Annotated in this window: 14 protein-coding genes; 6 read left to right on the forward strand and 8 right to left on the reverse strand. The window is 37.1% G+C overall.

Going from position 1 to position 18,697, the window contains the following annotated elements:
- Positions 1–33 precede the first annotated feature (33 nt).
- The 3 genes from ligA to smc all read right to left on the reverse strand — a co-directional run bounded on the left by ligA (position 34) and on the right by smc (position 6,773).
- Positions 34–2,076, reverse strand: a complete 2,043-nt coding sequence (gene ligA / locus H4J56_RS14675) for an NAD-dependent DNA ligase LigA (RefSeq protein WP_182259527.1) — start codon at positions 2,074–2,076, stop codon at positions 34–36.
- 74 nt (positions 2,077–2,150) lie between these two features.
- The gene (gene zipA / locus H4J56_RS14680) at positions 2,151–3,215 is read right to left on the reverse strand and encodes a cell division protein ZipA (RefSeq protein ID WP_182216306.1); all 1,065 of its coding nucleotides are present in this window, start codon (positions 3,213–3,215) and stop codon (positions 2,151–2,153) included.
- A gap of 57 nt (positions 3,216–3,272) precedes the next feature.
- Positions 3,273–6,773, reverse strand: coding sequence for a chromosome segregation protein SMC (gene smc / locus H4J56_RS14685; protein ID WP_182259528.1), 3,501 nt, complete (start codon positions 6,771–6,773; stop codon positions 3,273–3,275).
- A 156-nt stretch (positions 6,774–6,929) separates the two neighbouring features.
- Between smc and cysZ the strand changes: the two genes are divergently transcribed.
- A complete protein-coding gene (cysZ, locus tag H4J56_RS14690; RefSeq protein WP_182230529.1) occupies positions 6,930–7,685 on the forward strand; it encodes a sulfate transporter CysZ in 756 nt (251 codons plus the stop codon).
- A gap of 213 nt (positions 7,686–7,898) precedes the next feature.
- Positions 7,899–8,285, forward strand: coding sequence for a hypothetical protein (locus tag H4J56_RS14695; RefSeq protein ID WP_182259529.1), 387 nt, complete (start codon positions 7,899–7,901; stop codon positions 8,283–8,285).
- Between the two features lie 84 nt (positions 8,286–8,369).
- On the opposite strand, the gene H4J56_RS14700 is transcribed toward H4J56_RS14695, so the two are convergent.
- Together H4J56_RS14700 and H4J56_RS14705 are read right to left on the reverse strand one after the other, a co-directional pair.
- A complete protein-coding gene (locus H4J56_RS14700; RefSeq protein ID WP_182216313.1) occupies positions 8,370–10,220 on the reverse strand; it encodes a M1 family metallopeptidase in 1,851 nt (616 codons plus the stop codon).
- A gap of 101 nt (positions 10,221–10,321) precedes the next feature.
- Entirely contained in the window at positions 10,322–11,188 is an 867-nt protein-coding gene (locus H4J56_RS14705) for an OmpA family protein (RefSeq protein WP_182222367.1), read from the reverse strand.
- A 183-nt stretch (positions 11,189–11,371) separates the two neighbouring features.
- Between H4J56_RS14705 and rnt the strand changes: the two genes are divergently transcribed.
- Entirely contained in the window at positions 11,372–12,085 is a 714-nt protein-coding gene (rnt, locus tag H4J56_RS14710) for a ribonuclease T (protein ID WP_182216316.1), read from the forward strand.
- Here the strand turns inward: rnt and H4J56_RS14715 are convergent.
- The 3 genes from H4J56_RS14715 to H4J56_RS14725 form a co-directional block, all read right to left on the reverse strand.
- Complete coding sequence (locus H4J56_RS14715) at positions 12,082–12,456, reverse strand: hypothetical protein (protein WP_070376461.1); 375 nt, start codon at positions 12,454–12,456, stop codon at positions 12,082–12,084. The two genes, rnt and H4J56_RS14715, sit on opposite strands and share 4 nt — an antisense overlap.
- Positions 12,457–13,091: 635 nt before the next feature.
- Positions 13,092–13,697: a peroxiredoxin gene (locus tag H4J56_RS14720; protein WP_070376460.1), complete on the reverse strand. Its 606-nt coding sequence runs from the start codon at positions 13,695–13,697 to the stop codon at positions 13,092–13,094.
- A gap of 140 nt (positions 13,698–13,837) precedes the next feature.
- Complete coding sequence (locus H4J56_RS14725) at positions 13,838–14,176, reverse strand: Grx4 family monothiol glutaredoxin (RefSeq protein ID WP_070376459.1); 339 nt, start codon at positions 14,174–14,176, stop codon at positions 13,838–13,840.
- Positions 14,177–14,487: 311 nt separating this feature from the next.
- On the opposite strand from H4J56_RS14725, the gene sodB reads away from it, so the two are divergent.
- From sodB to H4J56_RS14740, 3 genes are all read left to right on the forward strand, one after another.
- Positions 14,488–15,069: a superoxide dismutase [Fe] gene (sodB, locus tag H4J56_RS14730; protein ID WP_070376458.1), complete on the forward strand. Its 582-nt coding sequence runs from the start codon at positions 14,488–14,490 to the stop codon at positions 15,067–15,069.
- Between the two features lie 362 nt (positions 15,070–15,431).
- Positions 15,432–17,366, forward strand: coding sequence for a PrkA family serine protein kinase (locus tag H4J56_RS14735; protein ID WP_182216320.1), 1,935 nt, complete (start codon positions 15,432–15,434; stop codon positions 17,364–17,366).
- Positions 17,367–17,411: 45 nt separating this feature from the next.
- Complete coding sequence (locus H4J56_RS14740; RefSeq protein ID WP_182259530.1) at positions 17,412–18,689, forward strand: YeaH/YhbH family protein; 1,278 nt, start codon at positions 17,412–17,414, stop codon at positions 18,687–18,689.
- The last annotated feature ends 8 nt before the right edge of the window (positions 18,690–18,697 follow it).

Here is an 18,697-nt window from a genome sequence, read left to right on the forward strand (position 1 = left end):
TTATTATTTAACACCTAGGGATCAGTAATAACCTTATTTATGTTTTGCAAGTAATGTTACCAGCTCATCTTCGGTCAATATGTCTACCCCTAGGTCTTGCGCTTTTGTTAGCTTTGACCCAGCCTTTTCACCAGCGACCAAAAAGTCAGTTTTTACTGAGATACTGCCTGAGACTTTAGCGCCCAGTGCTTGTAATTCTGCTTTAGCTTCGTTGCGCCCCATTTGTGTCAAGGTACCTGTTAAGACAAATGTTTTATCTTTCAAGGGCTGTTGTTCTGCAGATTTCACTTCAATATCTGACCACGACATTATGCTTTCAAGCTCACTGACCACTTCAATGTTATGGTCTTGCTGAAAAAATTGTATAATATTTTTAGCAACAACCGCCCCAACATCAGGCACTTTTTGCAAAGTCTCTTCATTCGCTACTTTGATTGCAGAGAAGTTAAGAAAATAATTGGCTAAATTCGTTGCCGTGGTTTCACCTACTTCGCGAATACCGAGTGCATAAATAAATTTAGGCAATGTAGTACTTCTTGCTTTTACTAGACCTGAAATTAAATTATCTGCCGATTTTTTACCCATACGAGCCATGGTACTCACGTCTAGTTCTGTTAACTTAAATAAGTCAGCAGGGGTTTTAATCAAGTTTTCGTCGACTAATTGCTCAACTAATTTATCGCCTAAACCATCTATATCGAGGGCTTTTCGTGACGAAAAATGTTTAATCGCTTCTTTACGTTGTGCGCCACAATATAAGCCCCCCGTACAACGTAGCACGGCTTCGCCTTCAGCCTTAACCACAGCAGAATCACATACTGGACAAGTTGTCGGAAAAACGATGTCACGAGAATTTTCAGGACGCTTTTGCAATTGAACACTGACAATTTGTGGAATGACATCACCCGCTCTTCTGATCGTGACAAAATCATTAATTTTGATACCTAAACGCTCAATCTCATCCTGATTATGTAAGGTCGCATTGCTGACGGTTACACCACCAACAAAAATAGGATTTAAACGCGCAACCGGAGTAATAGCCCCTGTTCGGCCAACTTGAAAATCAACATCAAGTAATTGTGTTGTCTCTTCCTGTGCCGGAAATTTATAAGCGGTTGCCCAGCGCGGCGCTCGAGCAACAAAGCCTAATTTTTTTTGCAGGGCTATATCATCAACTTTAAAAACCGTGCCATCTATTTCATAGCTTAAATTGTCACGTTCTTGCATGATATATTGATAAAAAATGGCGACTTCTGACGAATCACTCAGTAACTTAACTTCTGGGCACATAGGTAAACCCAATGTTTTTAACTGACAAAGACGTTGATAGTGTGAATTTTCTAACCACTGTTCGCCTAATGTTTGACTTGATGCTTGTTCAACATAACCAATACCATAGACATAAAAAGCTAAGTTGCGTTTAGCGGCTATTTTTGAGTTTAATTGGCGTAAACTACCTGCAGCTGCATTTCTTGGGTTTGCGAAAATCTTTTCACCTTTTTTTAGCGCACTAGCATTTAACGCATTAAAGCTGGCTTTGGGCATAAAAACTTCGCCGCGAACCTCTAATATGTCAGGGTAGTTATCACCGGTTAATTTTAAAGGTATCGATTTGATCGTGCGAACATTTACCGTGATATTTTCACCAACAGCGCCATCCCCGCGCGTAGCTGCTTGTACTAAAACACCATTTTCGTAGCGTAAACTCACCGCTAAACCATCAAGTTTTGGCTCAGCACAGTATTTAATAGTTTCTTTAGAAAGCAAACGGTCTTTTACACGCTTAGCAAAAGCTTGCCATTCATCCCCAGAAAACACGTTATCAAGCGATAACATCGGTACTTGGTGTGTCACTTGACTGAAAGATTTTAACGCTTGCCCACCGACTTTTTGACTCGGTGAATCAAGTAATTTTAATTCTGGCTCTGCTGTTTCAATTGAAATAAGTTCTCGCATTAAGCGATCATATTCTGCATCAGGAACACTGGGTTCATCTAGGTCGTAATATTGATGATTTAATTGATTGATAAGTTGATGAAGCTCTTGTACTCGAGTCGCATTAGCAGGTGATGACATAAGAATGAATTACTTTTGAAAGAGTTTAAATTACAGGTTAATCAATAAATTAACCTGTCAGAGTTTGCTTAGTTTTAAGATGAGGCGATTAAATTTCTTCGCGTAAATTCGCGAATTTTACCCACATAATGTTGTTCTGTTTGTTTGGTCATAACATTACGTTTGTCATCTAATAATTGACCATTAAATTCTAAAGCGAGTTGCTTTGCTGCGTTGAGCATTTGCTCAAAGACGACGGAAGCATCACCCGCATTAGGTAACATCATAAAAAGGCTAATACCTTGTGTAGTAAAGCTTTCCATATTGTCGAGGTCAAATGTTCCTGGTTTCATGATGTTTGCTAAACTAAAGGTAACTTTACCATTTCCAGCATTATCTTGATGGCGATGAAAGATGTTCATCTCTCCGTATTTCATACCCAAGGTTAATAATGTCGGTAAAAGTGCGGCACCTGACATTTGCTGTTTTTCAGGCATAACCACTGAAATAACCAGTACTTCAGGTTCAACTTCCACTTTTTTATGCTGAGGGATTATCGATTCTTTTTTGGCCGCGCTTTTACTTTCCTTGCTTTCGCTGCCAAAATTTATCTCTATTTGGTCTCGCTTAACAGGCGCTTTTTCAGTAAAACGCGCCGACGTTTTCAATGGTTGTTTAGCTGATGTTATCGGTGTTTGATAGACAGGTGTTTCAATTCTCTCAATAACAGCCGCTTCTTTGGCGGTAACCGAGCCAAATAATGATGCATCATGATCACGTAAATCAGCACTGTTATTATCTTTTTTAGCAGAAGTTTCATCAAAAGAAGACATGTCCCCCAAACTTGGTTCATCATCTTCGGCACTAAATTCGCGATATGATGTAGCTTGTTCTTCATATTCAGCTGTCGATGGCATAGGCATCTCTTCATCGTATGATTGAGCACCAAGTGAGTTTTCAACAACTCTTGGTTTACTAACACCATCTTGATCAAAGCCTGAGCCATCAAAACCTCGGTTATTAGGCTCAACTTTTTCAGCTTTTGCTTTAAGCTTATAAGGGTTTTTATTTTTTCTTATGGTCCAAAAACCATGAACAAATATTGCCGTGATAACCACAGCACTGATAACAATCAATGCAGTTCTGAAATTATATTCCATCGGATAGCCTTTTATTATTCTATTTTCAGCTTGGTTTAGCTTTACTTAATTTTGTACTTATTCTAATTCAGCCATAGCGATTGCTTCATCAATATCTACAGCTACCATTTTTGATACGCCCGGTTCAAACATAGTAACACCGGTTAACTGACTCGCCATTTCCATCGCTATTTTATTATGGCTGATATAAATAAACTGTACAGTTTGCGACATCTCTCGCACCAAGTTACAAAAACGACTAACGTTAGCATCATCAAGAGGCGCATCGACTTCATCAAGCATACAAAATGGTGCAGGATTTAACCTAAAAATTGCGAACACTAATGATAATGCGGTCAGCGCTTTTTCGCCACCAGATAATAAGTGAATAGTGCTATTTTTTTTACCTGGCGGTCTAGCCATAATAGTAACACCCGTTTCAAGCATATCATCATCTGTTAAGGCTAAATAGGCACTACCACCACCAAACACCTTAGGAAATAATGCTTTAAGATCACTATTAATTTTTTCAAAGGTATTTTTAAATTTGTGACGGCTTTCTTTATCTATCTTAGCAATAGCTAATTCTAACGTATTAATCGCTTGGGTTAAATCTTCATCTTGTTGATCAAGATAGGTCTTTCGCTCAAATTGTATTTGATATTCATTGATAGCTGCAAGATTTATTGCCCCTAAACGATTAATATCTTTACCTAAGTTAACAATATGAGCCTGCCATAAAGGCTCTTTTGCTTGATCTGGCATAGCAGTTTGCACCGCCAATAAATTCTGTTGCATTTCATTAAGTTGCTCGAGTGCCGCATCAGCACGTAAACGATAACTTTCTGCGGTTAAATGAACAGCATTAATTTGCTCTTTCTTACTATTAATATTTCTAGTTAGTTGATGAACTTTTGATTCTGCATCACTAATCAGTGTTTTAGAGTCTGTTGTATCGTGCTGTATCTTTGCTATTTTTTCATCAAGTTCCGCAACGTCTATTAACCATGCTTGTAACTTTTGCTCATCAACTTGCAACGGCGATGCACACTCTTCAACGATTTCTTGATGCATGCGTTGTTGTTTGGTGAGTTGTTGAATACTTTCTTGCGCACGAACCAATGATAATTGGCCTTGAGTTTGCTCATGATTCAATTTTTCAATCATTAACGCTTGCTGATGTTTTTGTTGATGGAACCTTTGGCTACTTTCTTGAATGTCTTGAATTTTTCTTTGTAAACTCTCTTGTGCACTGCTGATATGCATAAGCTGTTCGGCATCATGCTTTGGTAATTTTGTAAGCGCATCTTCTTGTACTGATAATAATTTTTTGTTTTGGCTCAGTAAACTTTCTAGCGTTGTTAGCTCTTGTTGATAAAGGGTACTTTGTTTATCGCGTTGCTCTGCCGCTTGTTTAGCCAAAGCAATTTTTTGCTGTAAAGCCTGAACTTGATAAGTAGATTGTTCGATTGCCGTTTTAAGTGCCTTAGCGTCACTAACAAATTGTTCTTTGCTTTTTATCAGCTGACTTTCTTTATCTTGGCATTCTTGAATACTGAGTGTTAATTCAGTCACTTTTTCTGAGGTCTGGCTGATATTATCCGTTAACTGTAGCAAGGCATCAAAATTTTCAGCGCTTCCTTTTCGCAGAAAATACCGACTTAACCAAGTACCATCTTTACAAATAACTGACTGATGATCAGTAAGCGTTAACATTATCTGTTGCGCTTGTTGGTAATCTTGGGCAATAAAAATATTATTTAGCAAGGCCGTTATTGCCGGTAAGCCTTTAACTTGTTCGGCCAATGTGCCGCTTGTTACTTTCACTGAACGAGTCGCGCTAGTCTTGTTTATTTGTTGATCAAGCACTAAAAATAGTGGTTCAATGGTGACTTCTGTGGGGAAATATTCAACCAACTCGCCTTGTAACCAATGATGTAGCACTAATTCGACACTTGCCTGCCAGGCGGTTTCTACGGTTAATAATTGAAAAACAGCGCCAAGAACTTTTTGCCCACGCACACTTAACCATTCTTTTTGCTTAATGCGCCAACCTGCTTGTTGATTTTGTTGTGTCAGTAACTGCTGTAAATAAAGCTTTAATGCTGCTATTTCACCACTGTACTGTGCTTGCTGCTTCGAGGCTAGGCTGATTTGGGTAACGAGTACGAGTTGGTTTGATTCATTATCTTTATATTGTTTTAGTAAAGATTGCTGGTGTTTTTCTTGCTTAAGTAGCTTATTTCCAAGCTCAGCAGTACTCTCGACATTTTCGCTGAAGCTCTCTTTGGTTAAATTCGCTAATAAATGTGTTAATGATTGTTGGCGCTGCTGCTGCTGACTTATCTGCTCGCTTAACTGAGAGATTCGCTGATTAACACTCAGCTGTTGATCATTTGTATCTTGATGTTGGCGTTGTAAAGCTTGCCATTGCTGATGCTCATTTCGCTGCTGTTCAATATAGCCTTCTAACTGAATTTGACTCTCAAGCAGTTGCTGCTCTATGAGTTCAAGTTCAGGCACGTGTTCGGTAATTTTTAAAGTGCTTTTTTGGAGCTGTTCTTGCTCGGCTAGCACCAATTGTTGCGCATTAATCAGCTGTTGCTGGGTAACACTGTTATCGTGTTGGGCTTTCTGTTTTTGTTGCTTTAAATGTTTGATGTTTTGTTCTGCACGAGCAATATCATTACTTAATAGTAATTTTTGTTGATGTAGCTCACCGCTAGACTCTCCGCCTATGGTCACTTTTTGTTTAGCATCAAACAACTGGATATCGATTTTTTTCTGTTCAACAATCAAAGCTTCTATTTCTGTTTGATATTGACTTACTTGTTGTTTTTGATCGTTAGCTTGTTGATCAAATTTTTGCCATTTTAAAACAGTCAACTCAGCTCTATATTTACGCTCTCTAGTTTTTAACGTTTTAAAACGCTTAGCGGCTTCTGCCTGTTGATGCAGTTTGTCGATTTGTAAACCAAGCTCTACACGTATATCGTTTAAACGTTCAAGGTTTTCTCGCGTATGTCTGATTCTATTTTCAGTGTCTCTGCGGCGTTCTTTATATTTAGAAATACCCGCGGCTTCTTCAATAAAAACACGTAACTCTTGCGGCTTAGATTCAATAAGTTTTGAGATAGTACCTTGCTCAATAATCGCATAACTGCGAGGACCAAGACCGGTACCCAGGAAAATATCGGTGATATCTCGACGGCGGCATTTACTACCGTTTAAATAATATGTATTTTGGCTATCTCGATTTATAACGCGTCGAATAGAAACTTGATTACGATCGGCCATATTGCCTTGTATGCGACCATCAATATTATCGAATAACAATTCAACAGATGCTTGTCCGACCGGCTTGCGTGTTGCTGCACCATTAAAAATCACATCGGTCATGGCATCACCACGCAAATTTTTCGCTGAACTTTCACCAAGTACCCAACGAACAGCGTCAATGATATTCGATTTTCCACAACCATTTGGCCCAACAATAGCTGTCATTCTTTGTTCAAATGGCACTTTAGTCGGGTCAACAAATGATTTAAAACCAGCAAGTTTTATATGCTTTAAACGCATAAAACACAGAAACCTTTTATTGTTATACTTTGATAATACTCAGCAATAAAATTTTACCAGAGTTATCTATATTTTGTAACATGAAACATCTGTTCAATTTATCAATTTATTTTATAATCACAGTTAAAGAAAGCATGTAAGGATAAAAATCAGCCAATGAATACAATTATTAATCAACCGTTAGCTAACAGTGGTGCCGGATATTTTATTAAGGGCTTTGAATTAATCAGAGAAAAAGGTATTCGCCGTTTTGTGTTTATACCCCTACTGGTTAATTTAGTATTATTTAGTGTCGCCTTTTATGGTCTATTTTTAGAACTTGATACCTATATGACTATGCTCGATAACTGGCTTCCTGATTGGCTGTCTTGGTTAAGTGCTTTCTTATGGCCAGTCGCTTTATTATTTTTGTTAGTGATGTTTTCTTTTATATTTAGCTCAGTCGCTAACTGGATTGCCGCACCTTTTAATGGTTTGCTATCAGAAAAGATGGAATTATTGCTCTGTGGTAAAACAATACCACCCGCTTCGACCCTCGATGTTATAAAAGATGTACCACGAACGTTATCAAGAGAATGGTGTAAATTACGTTACTATTTACCGCGCGCTATTGGTTTTTTTATTCTTTATTGGATACTGCCGGTTATAGGACAAATATTTTGGTTTTTATTTTTAGCTTGGATGATGGCCGTTCAATATAAAGACTATCCTTTTGATAATCATAAAATTGACTTTAATGAAATGCGTTACGCACTCAAACAAAAGCAAGGATTAAGTTATAGCTTTGGTATCACAACGGCAGTATTTTCAATGATCCCTATTATTAATCTAGTGGTCATGCCTGTCGCTATATGTGGTGCAACCGCGCTATGGGTTGATCATTACAGAAATGACTTTGTTGATACCGAATGAACTTTCGAGATAATTTTGTTGACCGTTCATGTTAATTAATTATTAATCAGTTAGTTAGCGTTATTTATACGATTAGGTACTTATTACCGCTATTATTATTTGTTATTTAAACAATGCCTTATATAGCGGTAATGATTAGATTATTAACAATATTCTTGATAATTACCTAGCAACACACTAGATTTAGCTAAGCCCGTTAAAGGATCAAATATTATGTTTAACCTAAGTACCGTAAATTTATCAAGTCGATTAGCTTGCTCCTTGAAAACACTATTAGTCGCTTTTATGTTGATAAACGTCAACCTTGCTATCGCAGAAGAAACAGCAATGGTGACCATACCGGCCATGAGTGATGCGCGAGTTTTTGCTGAATTTACCGATGAGACACCTGCGGTTATAAACTATTTTACAAAAAGTACCGAAGAGGAAGTTATCCAGTTTTATCAAAAAGAATATGGGCAAGCGTTAAACCAAGAAAGGAAACGTGGCCGTTTAACGCTAAACTTTAACCAAAAACAACATAGCATCCGAGTTGTTATTTCACAGCAAAACAAGCTACGACAAGTTGATGTGATCGTTGAAGAAAACAGCAATAAATAATATATACATCACAAAATCACATAAAAAAACGCCACGTTAATATATGTTAACGTGGCGTTTTTATTTTATCATTTTAGTTGAATGTTATTTAGCTTTTAAGACACCGTCAATAGTGCCTTGCGCTAAACCATGATAACCAGGACGCGCTTTTTCATAGACATTAAGTGCCCAAGCTTTACCTGCAGGTGTCTCAGCTAACGCTTTATAAAGCGGTACAATTAACTTACGACGACCGATAGCAATTAGATATTTTGACATCGCAGGGTAAACAGTATCGTAACCGGTTCTTAATGCTAATAAGTACCAAGCATGTGCAATTTCAGCATTAGTACTAGCGGTAAGGTTAAACGCTTTATCGAGTGCACTCATCCGCTCAGTCGGTAATGTTACCGGCAAGTTATTAATAAAATGCAGCCATTCATGCAAGGTCCATGCTTTAGTTGGTAATTGCGCTAACGTTATTTTATCACTTAACAGACTATTAATTTGACCGTCGATAGTGGTAAATGCACTTGATGTAGGCTGCGGCGCATAACTAGGTAGTCCTTGTTCATAAATCCATTCATTAACTTCTTTATCGCTGACAATATTTGGATATTTATCAGTAAGATTTTTTTTCAAATAAATAACAAAATTGGCAGTACCTAAGCTTTCAAAGGCATGGCTGTTGAAGTAATCTAAAATAAAAGTATCAAATTTATCTCGACCAAATTTAGCTTCTAAAAACATTAAAAACAACTGACCTTTCACATAGGGAACACCTGAGAATGCGTCATCAGGATCACGTCCTTTAAGGTCGATATAAAGTTGAGTATCACCCGGCGCTAATTCAGCAATTTCATAATTTAAACTTTGTGCACCAAGCGCTTGTTCCATAACAGCTCGGTCTTCACCAAATACCGCTTCCATAATACGATTTTCAACATAACTGGTAAAACCTTCGTTTAACCATAAGTCACGCCAACTTTCATTAGTCACTAAGTTACCCGACCAAGAATGAGCGAGTTCATGAGCAATTAAATTGACTAAGCTTTTATCACCAGCAATAACTGTTGGGGTAATAAAAGACAAACGTGGGTTTTCCATACCACCAAAAGGAAAGCTAGGCGGTAATATCAGTAAGTCATAACGTCCCCAACGATAAGGACCAAAGATTTTTTCTGACTCATCAATCATCGCTTGTGTATCGTCAAACTCACTAACCGCTGCATCTAAAATGCTGGCTTCAGCATAAATACCCGTTTGCTTGCTCATCGCTTTAAATTCTAAATCGCCGACACTAATTGCAATTAAATATGGAGGGATTGCTTGCGGCATACTAAAAAAGTAATCGCCGTCACGAGCGGTATTAGGTTCGTTATTTGCACTCATTACCGCTAATAAATTATCAGGCGTAGTAATACGAGCGGTATAAGTTACGCGAACACTCGGTGTGTCTTGCACAGGTATCCATGAACGTGCGTGAATCGCTTGATTTTGACTAAATAGGAAAGGATACTTTTTCCCTGCCGTTTGTTCAGCTGACAACCATTGCAAACCTGATGCTTTTTCAGTTGATTGGTAATAAACACGAATTTTTTGTGCTTTAAAAGTATTGTTTATGGTGAGTTTTGAACCTAACACGTTATCACGATTAGCCAGTGTGAAACTTACCCCACGCCATTGTCCTGCTTCAGTTTGAGCCATTACACGGTCAATGATTAAATCTCGGGTATCGAGAATAATCGGCTGCGAAGTTTTACTTAACCACTCTAACGATAATTCTGCAAAACCAGCGAGTGATTTTTCATCAAAATTAACCGCTAGATCTAAATAGATGTGGGTTGTTTTTACTTGGTCGTAATTAGCATAGGTGTATGCGTCATTGGTTTTTGCCAAACTTGTAAAGCTCGATAAAACCAATAGTGCAAATAAAGACTTAAACAATGGTCGCATTATGGAAGATCCAATAAAAAAATAGGCTGATAGATTAAGATAACCTACCAGCCTATTCAACTGATTCTTTATAAAATAATTTTTTTGCAGTACATTCGTCTTTACGGTTGTTCCATTCTAATAACAACACGTCTGTTTTGTGCACGACCAATAACGGTATTGTTAGCAGCAATGTGACGTTTTTCGCCATAACCTTTTGCTTCAATTCGACTAGGGTCAATACCACTCTTAACAAAATGCTCTCGAATCGTGTTTGCTCGGCGGTTTGATATTTTCAAGTTATCGTTTCTACCACCATAACTGTCAGTATAACCGTCAATAAGCACCAACTCTAAGTTTTGATCTAAAGAAAGGTACTCTGCGATCATCGTTAAACGCTTTTTAGATGATTTGGTTAAGCTATCGCCACCAAATTGATAATTTAATACCGTATAAGAAATATCATCAAAATTGTAATTAAGTAAGTTACTGACACAACCAATAAATTCTTGATAGGCACGGTTAAACTTAGCCGTTGATATACCAACAGAAATAAGATCGTTGTCGCTATACCAATCGTTATAGTAAAACGTGGGGTTCATGCCCTGCTCTAATTCATTAAGCATATTCCAAGCAACCTTTTTCGGTAGACTTGGAGCAAACTGCTTATGAAGTTTCATATTGGCAAGGGTTCGACCATTTTTTCCGGGGCGCCAATTAGGCGCAACAGAACGAACTTCTGCTAATGAATAAGTATCAGGTAAACGCATCATATCGAGTTCAAATTCCATATTCATTTTACGGTTTGCCGTACTGTAGAATTTTGCTTCACCATAATTAGGTATTTGGTGTGATAAGGTGCACTCTAGCCTTGAGTTATTAGTTAACTGCCAATTAGCGTGTTCTAAGTCAGCACCATACTGACGAATACCAGCATTAGCTTGGCTAACAAATACGCATAATAATAATGTGATGATAGTTTTTTTCATAAAATATTTATCTTTTATCCTGCCACGTATCTGTTATCGACCCAATATTCTATAACTTTAGCAGTTATCAGCAATATTTTCATAACTTTAAAGTTTCATCATAGCGTTCGCATAGAGTTTACATTTTTTTTCTGCGATAATTTACTCCTTGAAATTGAATGCTAACTTAAAAAAGATGTAAACATGAGTATAAATCCTGATACTAAAAATAAGAGTTCTGCTGATAAAAATATTAAAAGTGCTTTTGCACAGCGCTTTAGAGGTTATTTCCCAGTAGTCATCGATGTTGAAACAGCAGGTTTCAATTCACAAACTGATGCTTTACTGGAAATAGCAGCGACAACTTTATCGCTAGATGAAAGTACAGGTCAATTCTCTCTTGATGAAACAATTCACTTTAACGTAGAACCTTTTGAAGGCGCCAATTTAGAGCAAGCGGCATTAGAGTTCACCGGCATAGACCCAACAAACCCATTACGTGGTGCTGTTGATGAACACAAAGCGTTAACAGAGATTTTTAAGTTAATTAGAAAAAAGATGAAAATTGCCGGCTGCCAGCGTGCCGTTATGGTTGCTCATAATTCCGCTTTTGATTTGGGATTTGTCAATGCAGCCGTAGAACGTTGTTTGATAAAGCGATCACCCTTTCATCCTTTTGTTAGCTTTGATACCACAACATTATCTGGTTTAGCGCTTGGACAAACTGTTCTTGCAAAAGCCTGTTTAGCGGCAGGGTTAGACTTCAATAATAGTGAAGCTCATTCGGCATTATACGATACCGAAAAAACCGCTGAACTTTTTTGTTTTATCGTTAATAAATGGCAAAAAATGGGTGGTTGGCCCCTAGCAATAGTCGATGAAGAACAACAAGAGAGTGATACACCGGCAAGCGATTAAAATAATTTAGCTGAGCTACTGCGGTTATTATGTCGGCACAATAGATTTCTAACCGCTAAAACAATCAAAGTGAATGCAAAAAATTGAAAGAGTGAATTTTTGGTGACCATCAGGGTAAATACCCCAATAGCGTTGTAAATATAGGGTAAATATTCATAGAAGAGTTCAGGTATTTTATTTTTTATACCGAGTTTTTTTTGTTTATCGAGTCTTCGACAAGCCGAACGAGTAACTAATGTAACACAAGCAGCACTATAAAATAGCGCCGCAGAAATAAGCATAGGCCATGTCATATTAAAGGTAAGTAAATAACCACTTACAATAAAATACGCGAACGGTAAGTTCTCATAAAGCGTCTTAGGTACAAACAAAACGATTCCAGAAATCAATAAGGTGATAAATTAAGTGTAGGTTGATTTTCAACTTTTGATTGGCTTAATTTTAAACACTGTCACTTTCTATTATTTACCCTCTCAATGAAGCCACCGTCATACTGATATTAAAATACAACGAGGAAAGACACCGTCATCCTGAACTTGTTTCAGGATCTAGTGCTTAGATACTGAAATAAATTCAGCATGACGACCTCAAGAGCCAGTACTTTATATACGTAGATACTGAAATACTTAAATACAACTCACAAAGACAACGTCATCCTGATATTGAAATACAACTAGCAAAGACACCGTCATCCTGAATTTATTTCAGGATCTAGTGCTTTAGATACTGAAGTAAATTCAGCATGACGATCTTAAGGGCCAGTATTTATATACTTAAATACAACTCACAAAGACACTGTCATCCTGAACTTGTTTCAGGATCTCGTTGTTGACAAACAAAAACAGATACTGAAATAAATTCAGCATGACGGGATTGAACATCGTCACTCTTTGCCATCCTTGGCACCGTGACATACCGTTCTTCCTGAACATAAAAAAACCGCAATTAAGCGGTTTTTTATTACTTTTAACAATTACATCGGCTAACTAAAGCCTAAGTTATTATATTAAAGCTTGTCAGCATTGTTAGCTAAGTAAGATGCAACGCCTTCAGGAGAAGCAGTCATACCTTTATCACCTTTGTTCCAGCCAGCTGGACAAACTTCGCCGTGCTCTTGGTGGAATTGTAATGCGTCAACCATACGGATCATTTCGTCAACGTCACGACCTAATGGTAAATCATTAATTACTTGATGACGTACATTGCCTTCTTCATCAATTAAGAAAGAACCACGAAATGCAACACCCGCTTCAGGATGTTCAACATCGTACGCTTTACAGATTTCATGTTTTGTATCAGCAACTAAAGTATATTGTACTGGGCCAATACCGCCTTCGTTTACTGGAGTGTTACGCCATGCGTTATGAGAAAATTGTGAATCGATAGAAACACCAATAACTTCAACACCACGGCTTTTGAATTCTTCCATACGGTGATCAAAAGCTAATAACTCAGACGGACAAACAAAAGTAAAATCTAGAGGGTAGAAAAACACTACGGCTTTTTTACCTTTAATTGCTGTCGATAACGTAAAGCTATCAACAATTTCGCCACTACCTAAAACTGCTGCTGCAGTAAAATCTGGTGCTGCACGGCCAACTAATACACTCATTCTATTCTCCAATATTTTTATTAAATTGATTTAAATCATAAAACTGACGTACATCTATTATTGAGACGATAAGGTGATTTTCAACTTATTTTCATCTTTTTTAATAAAAAATTTAACTAACGTCAGTTTCAAAAATGATACTAAGCTTTTTCTTCAGAATTATTTTTTTCTGCAGCTTCTTTGATCAAGGTTTGTAATTCACCTTGTTGGAACATTTCCATAATAATGTCACAACCACCGACTAATTCACCGTCAACCCATAATTGTGGGAATGTTGGCCAATCAGCATACTTTGGTAATTCGGCACGAATATCAGGATTTTGTAAAATATCAACATAAGCAAATTTTTCACCACACTGCATTAGTGCTTGTGATGCTTGTGAAGAAAAGCCACAGCTAGGCAATTTAGGAGAACCTTTCATATAAAGCAAAATAGTGTTTTCAGAAAGTTGTTCTTTGATACGTTCAATAGTTTCCATGGGATACCTCTAATTACGACCGAAAAAACCTCGATCTTTACAATATAAAATTTAATGTTTATTACTTTGATTAATGGAGTCTGACACTAAAATAATCAAGGTAATAAAGACTAAAAAGCACTTATTTAGTAGAATAAACAATAACAGGCTTGATATTTACACTGGCAAAACCTATATAAATGGGTACACTAGTCAGGCTTTAATAATACTTGACTAGTTTACTAGGTTTTAACTGGTTTTTAAATAAAAGCACACAACTTCTTTATTTTTGCGCAAAAATAAATTTGTATAACCCATTTCTGGAGAAACTAATGGCTATTGAATTACCCGCATTACCCTATGCACAAGATGCACTTGTACCACATATTTCAGCTGAAACACTTGAGTTTCACTACGGTAAGCATCACAACACTTATGTTGTAAAGCTTAATGGATTAATTGAAGGTACTGATTTTGAAGGCAAGTCTTTAGAAGACATCGTGAAGACTTCATCAGCAGGCATTTTCAATAATGCAGCACAAATTTGGAATCACACATTCTACTGGAACAGCTTAAGCCCTAACGGCGGCGGTGAACCAACAGGCGCTTTAGCTGATGCAATCAATGCAAGCTTTGGTTCTTTCGCTGAATTTAAAACAAAATTTACTGAAAGTGCAATCAACAACTTTGGTTCAAGCTGGACATGGTTAGTGAAAAAAGCAGATGGTAGCCTTGCTATCGTTAACACTTCAAATGCTGCAACACCATTAACTGATGAGAGCGTTACACCGTTATTAACAGTAGATTTATGGGAACATGCTTACTACATTGATTACCGTAATCTTCGTCCAAGCTACATGGCTGGTTTTTGGGCATTAGCTAACTGGGATTTTGCTGCGGCAAACTTCGCTTAATTTATATTCATTAAAGATTAATTTATTAACCTTTAAGTAAGAATTTTATTGAAAACCAGAGTACCTACTCTGGTTTTTTTATGCTTAAAATTCAATAAAAGTGTCCTTTTTCTTTTTAATTCAATATAAAAGATTTTTATATTTTCCTCTTTGCTTACAAAAAAAATCTCTAATTATTCTCAACCTTAAAAAATACCGTCTAGACTTAATGGTAGACATACTCGTTTCAATGCAAAGTTTAGTGTCTTGTTGGGGCGAATATCGATAGTTTCTCGGTCTTATTTGAATGAGTTAAACAATATCGACTTTGTACTACGGTAAGTTTTTACTCATCTGCAAATTTTTTCCTTATGGAGGCAGTTATGAGTATTTTTCAGCATTATCAATCACGTTACGATGAAGCTAAAGAAGAGAACTTTAGTATTCAAGCATTTTTAGCTATTTGTCAAAAAGACAAACTTGCTTACGCCACCGCTTCTGAGCGCTTATTGAAGGCCATTGGCGAGCCTGAAATGATAGACACCTCAAATGAACCTACCTTAAGCCGTATATTTTCTAATCGGGTAATTGCTCGCTATCCTGCCTTTAAGGAATTTTATGGCATGGAAGAAGCTATAGAGCAGATTGTTGCCTACCTTAAGCATGCTTCACAAGGACTGGAAGAACAGAAACAAATACTCTATTTATTAGGGCCTGTGGGTGGAGGAAAATCATCATTAGCTGAAAAATTAAAAGCATTAATGCAGCAAGAGCCTATTTATGTGCTCAGTGCTAATGGCATAAGAAGCCCGGTAAATGACCACCCTTTTTGTTTATTCGACGCAAATGCAGATGGTAAGATATTAAAAAAAGAATATAAAATACCAGAACGTTATTTAAAGACCATTATGTCGCCTTGGGTGGCTAAAAGGCTGCATGAATATCAAGGTGATATTGCAAAATTTGAGGTGGTTAAGTTATATCCTTCAATTCTTGATCAAATAGCCATTGCAAAAACAGAGCCTGGCGACGATAACAATCAAGATATTTCAGCCCTGGTTGGTAAAGTTGATATTCGACAGTTAGAGCACTTTTCACAAAATGATCCTGATGCCTATAGCTATTCAGGCGCATTGTGTCGAGCGAATCAAGGCATGATGGAATTTGTTGAAATGTTCAAAGCCCCCATTAAAGTATTGCATCCGTTGTTAACAGCAACACAAGAAGGTAACTATAATCCAACAGAAGGATTATCAGCCCTGCCCTTTAATGGCATTTTGCTTGCGCATTCTAATGAGTCAGAATGGCAAACCTTTAGAAATAACAAAAACAACGAAGCCTTTTTGGACCGCGTTTATATGGTCAAAGTCCCTTACTGCATGCGTGTTTCTGAAGAAGTAAAAATTTATAAAAAATTACTCGAAAACAGTGAATTAAAAAATGCACATTGTGCCCCAGATACGTTAGAAACCTTAGCGCAGTTTTCTGTACTATCACGTTTAAAAGATCCCGAGAACTCTAGTATTTATTCTAAAATGCGCGTTTATGACGGCGAAAGCTTAAAAGACACCGACCCAAAAGCTAAGTCGTATCAAGAATACCGTGATTATGCGGGCATGGATGAAGGTATGTCTGGGCTATCAACACGTTTTGCTTTTAAAATATTATCACGCGTGTTTAATTTTGATCATTTAGAAGTTGCCGCAAATCCAGTACATTTATTTTATGTACTCGAGCAACAAATTGAACGAGAGCAATTACCCCAAGAAACAGCCGAGCGATATTTAGAGTTCATTAAAGGTTACTTGTCAGCTCAATACATAGAATTTATTGGCAAGGAAATTCAGACGGCTTATTTAGAGTCTTATTCTGAATATGGACAAAATATCTTTGATCGCTATGTCACTTATGCTGATTTTTGGATACAAGACCAAGAGTATCGCGATGCTGAAACTGGACAGCTTTTCGACCGAGAAGCCTTAAATAATGAATTAGAAAAAGTAGAAAAGCCTGCTGGCATTAGTAACCCTAAAGATTTTCGTAATGAAATTGTCAATTTTGTATTACGTGCTAAAGCCAATAACAACGGTAAGAACCCCAACTGGACAAGTTACGAAAAACTGCGCACGGTTATTGAGAAAAAAATGTTCTCGAATACTGAAGATTTATTACCCGTTATTTCGTTTAACACTAAAACATCAAATGACGACCAGCAAAAACATGACGATTTTATAGAACGCATGATGAGTAAAGGTTATACAAAAAAACAAGTGCGGTTACTGTCAGAGTGGTATTTACGGGTAAGAAAGTCTTCTTAACTTGTACTTTATTGTTTTAAAAAGCCAATAAAGTAGGAGGATAATATGGCGAATTTTATTGATAGACGCTTAAATAGCAAAAACAAAAGCACGGTTAATCGCCAGCGCTTTATTAAACGCTATAAAAGCCAAATAAAGAAATCCGTTGAACAAGCGATTAATAAACGCAGTGTTACTGATGTTGATCGTGGTGAAGACATTACCATCACCAAAAAAGATTTATCTGAACCTGTTTTTCATCAGGGCAAAGGGGGTGTTAAAGATAGAGTTCACCCGGGTAATGACCAATTTTCAACCGGCGATCAAATCAAACGCCCTCCACAACAGCAAGGACAAGGTAGCGGTAAAGGTGATGCCAGTAACACTGGTGAGGGAGATGATGATTTTATTTTTTCTATTTCTAAAGATGAATATTTGAACTTACTTTTTGAAGATCTTGAATTGCCAAATTTAGAAAAGAACCAATTAGATACGTTAATTGATTATAAAACTGTTCGATCGGGTTATTGTGCTGAAGGCGTCCCCTCAAATATAGATATTGTAAAATCGCTACAGGGATCAATAGCAAGACGTATTGCCATGACATCAACCAAGCGTAAAGAGTTAAAAGTCCTTGAACTCGCCTTAGCGGCATTAATGGCTGATAAACATGATCATGTCCAAAAAATTAAAGACCTAAACAATCAGATCGACATGCTTAAAGGTAAAATCAGTAAAGTCCCTTTTATTGACACCTTTGATTTACGTTTTAGAAACTATGCAAAACAAGCCCTACCTACATCAAAGGCGGTGATGTTCTGTTTAATGGATGTTTCAGGCTCTATGGACCAAGCCACTAAAGATATTGCCAAACGATTTTATCTCTTATTGTATTTGTTTCTCACCCGCACCTATAAAACGATTGATGTGGTCTATATTCGACACCACACGCAAGCAAAAGAGGTTGATGAAGAAGAGTTTTTTTATTCGCAAGAAACTGGCGGCACTATTGCTTCAAGTGCATTAGATTTAATGATTAAAATAATGGATGAGCGTTATAAGGAAAGCGAATGGAATATTTACGCCGCGCAGGCCTCTGATGGAGATAACTGGGCCGATGACTCTCCTCGTTGTCAAAAATTACTCACAGAGCATATTCTACCTAAAGCACGCTACTTTAGTTACATTGAAATATCACAACGACCTCATCAAACACTTTGGCAGCAATATCAAGAAATTGCAGCATATACAGAACATTTTGCAATACAACATATTAAAAGCGTTGAAGATATTTATCCTGTTTTTAGAAAGCTTTTCAAGAAAAATCAGAGTAAAGCAGCCTAAGTTAATAA

This window comes from Colwellia sp. BRX8-4, from assembly GCF_014077345.1.
GTDB lineage: Bacteria > Pseudomonadota > Gammaproteobacteria > Enterobacterales > Alteromonadaceae > Colwellia_A.

What these genes read in the sequence shown, in the direction of transcription:
- ligA (WP_182259527.1), bottom strand. Translation starts at nt 2,076, where the DNA reads ATGTCATCACCTGCTAATGCGACTCGAGTACAAGAGCTTCATCAACTT.
- zipA (WP_182216306.1), bottom strand. Translation starts at nt 3,215, where the DNA reads ATGGAATATAATTTCAGAACTGCATTGATTGTTATCAGTGCTGTGGTT.
- smc (WP_182259528.1), bottom strand. Translation starts at nt 6,773, where the DNA reads ATGCGTTTAAAGCATATAAAACTTGCTGGTTTTAAATCATTTGTTGAC.
- cysZ (WP_182230529.1), top strand. Translation starts at nt 6,930, where the DNA reads ATGAATACAATTATTAATCAACCGTTAGCTAACAGTGGTGCCGGATAT.
- H4J56_RS14695 (WP_182259529.1), top strand. Translation starts at nt 7,899, where the DNA reads ATGTTTAACCTAAGTACCGTAAATTTATCAAGTCGATTAGCTTGCTCC.
- H4J56_RS14700 (WP_182216313.1), bottom strand. Translation starts at nt 10,220, where the DNA reads ATGCGACCATTGTTTAAGTCTTTATTTGCACTATTGGTTTTATCGAGC.
- H4J56_RS14705 (WP_182222367.1), bottom strand. Translation starts at nt 11,188, where the DNA reads ATGAAAAAAACTATCATCACATTATTATTATGCGTATTTGTTAGCCAA.
- rnt (WP_182216316.1), top strand. Translation starts at nt 11,372, where the DNA reads ATGAGTATAAATCCTGATACTAAAAATAAGAGTTCTGCTGATAAAAAT.
- H4J56_RS14720 (WP_070376460.1), bottom strand. Translation starts at nt 13,697, where the DNA reads ATGAGTGTATTAGTTGGCCGTGCAGCACCAGATTTTACTGCAGCAGCA.
- H4J56_RS14725 (WP_070376459.1), bottom strand. Translation starts at nt 14,176, where the DNA reads ATGGAAACTATTGAACGTATCAAAGAACAACTTTCTGAAAACACTATT.
- sodB (WP_070376458.1), top strand. Translation starts at nt 14,488, where the DNA reads ATGGCTATTGAATTACCCGCATTACCCTATGCACAAGATGCACTTGTA.
- H4J56_RS14735 (WP_182216320.1), top strand. Translation starts at nt 15,432, where the DNA reads ATGAGTATTTTTCAGCATTATCAATCACGTTACGATGAAGCTAAAGAA.
- H4J56_RS14740 (WP_182259530.1), top strand. Translation starts at nt 17,412, where the DNA reads ATGGCGAATTTTATTGATAGACGCTTAAATAGCAAAAACAAAAGCACG.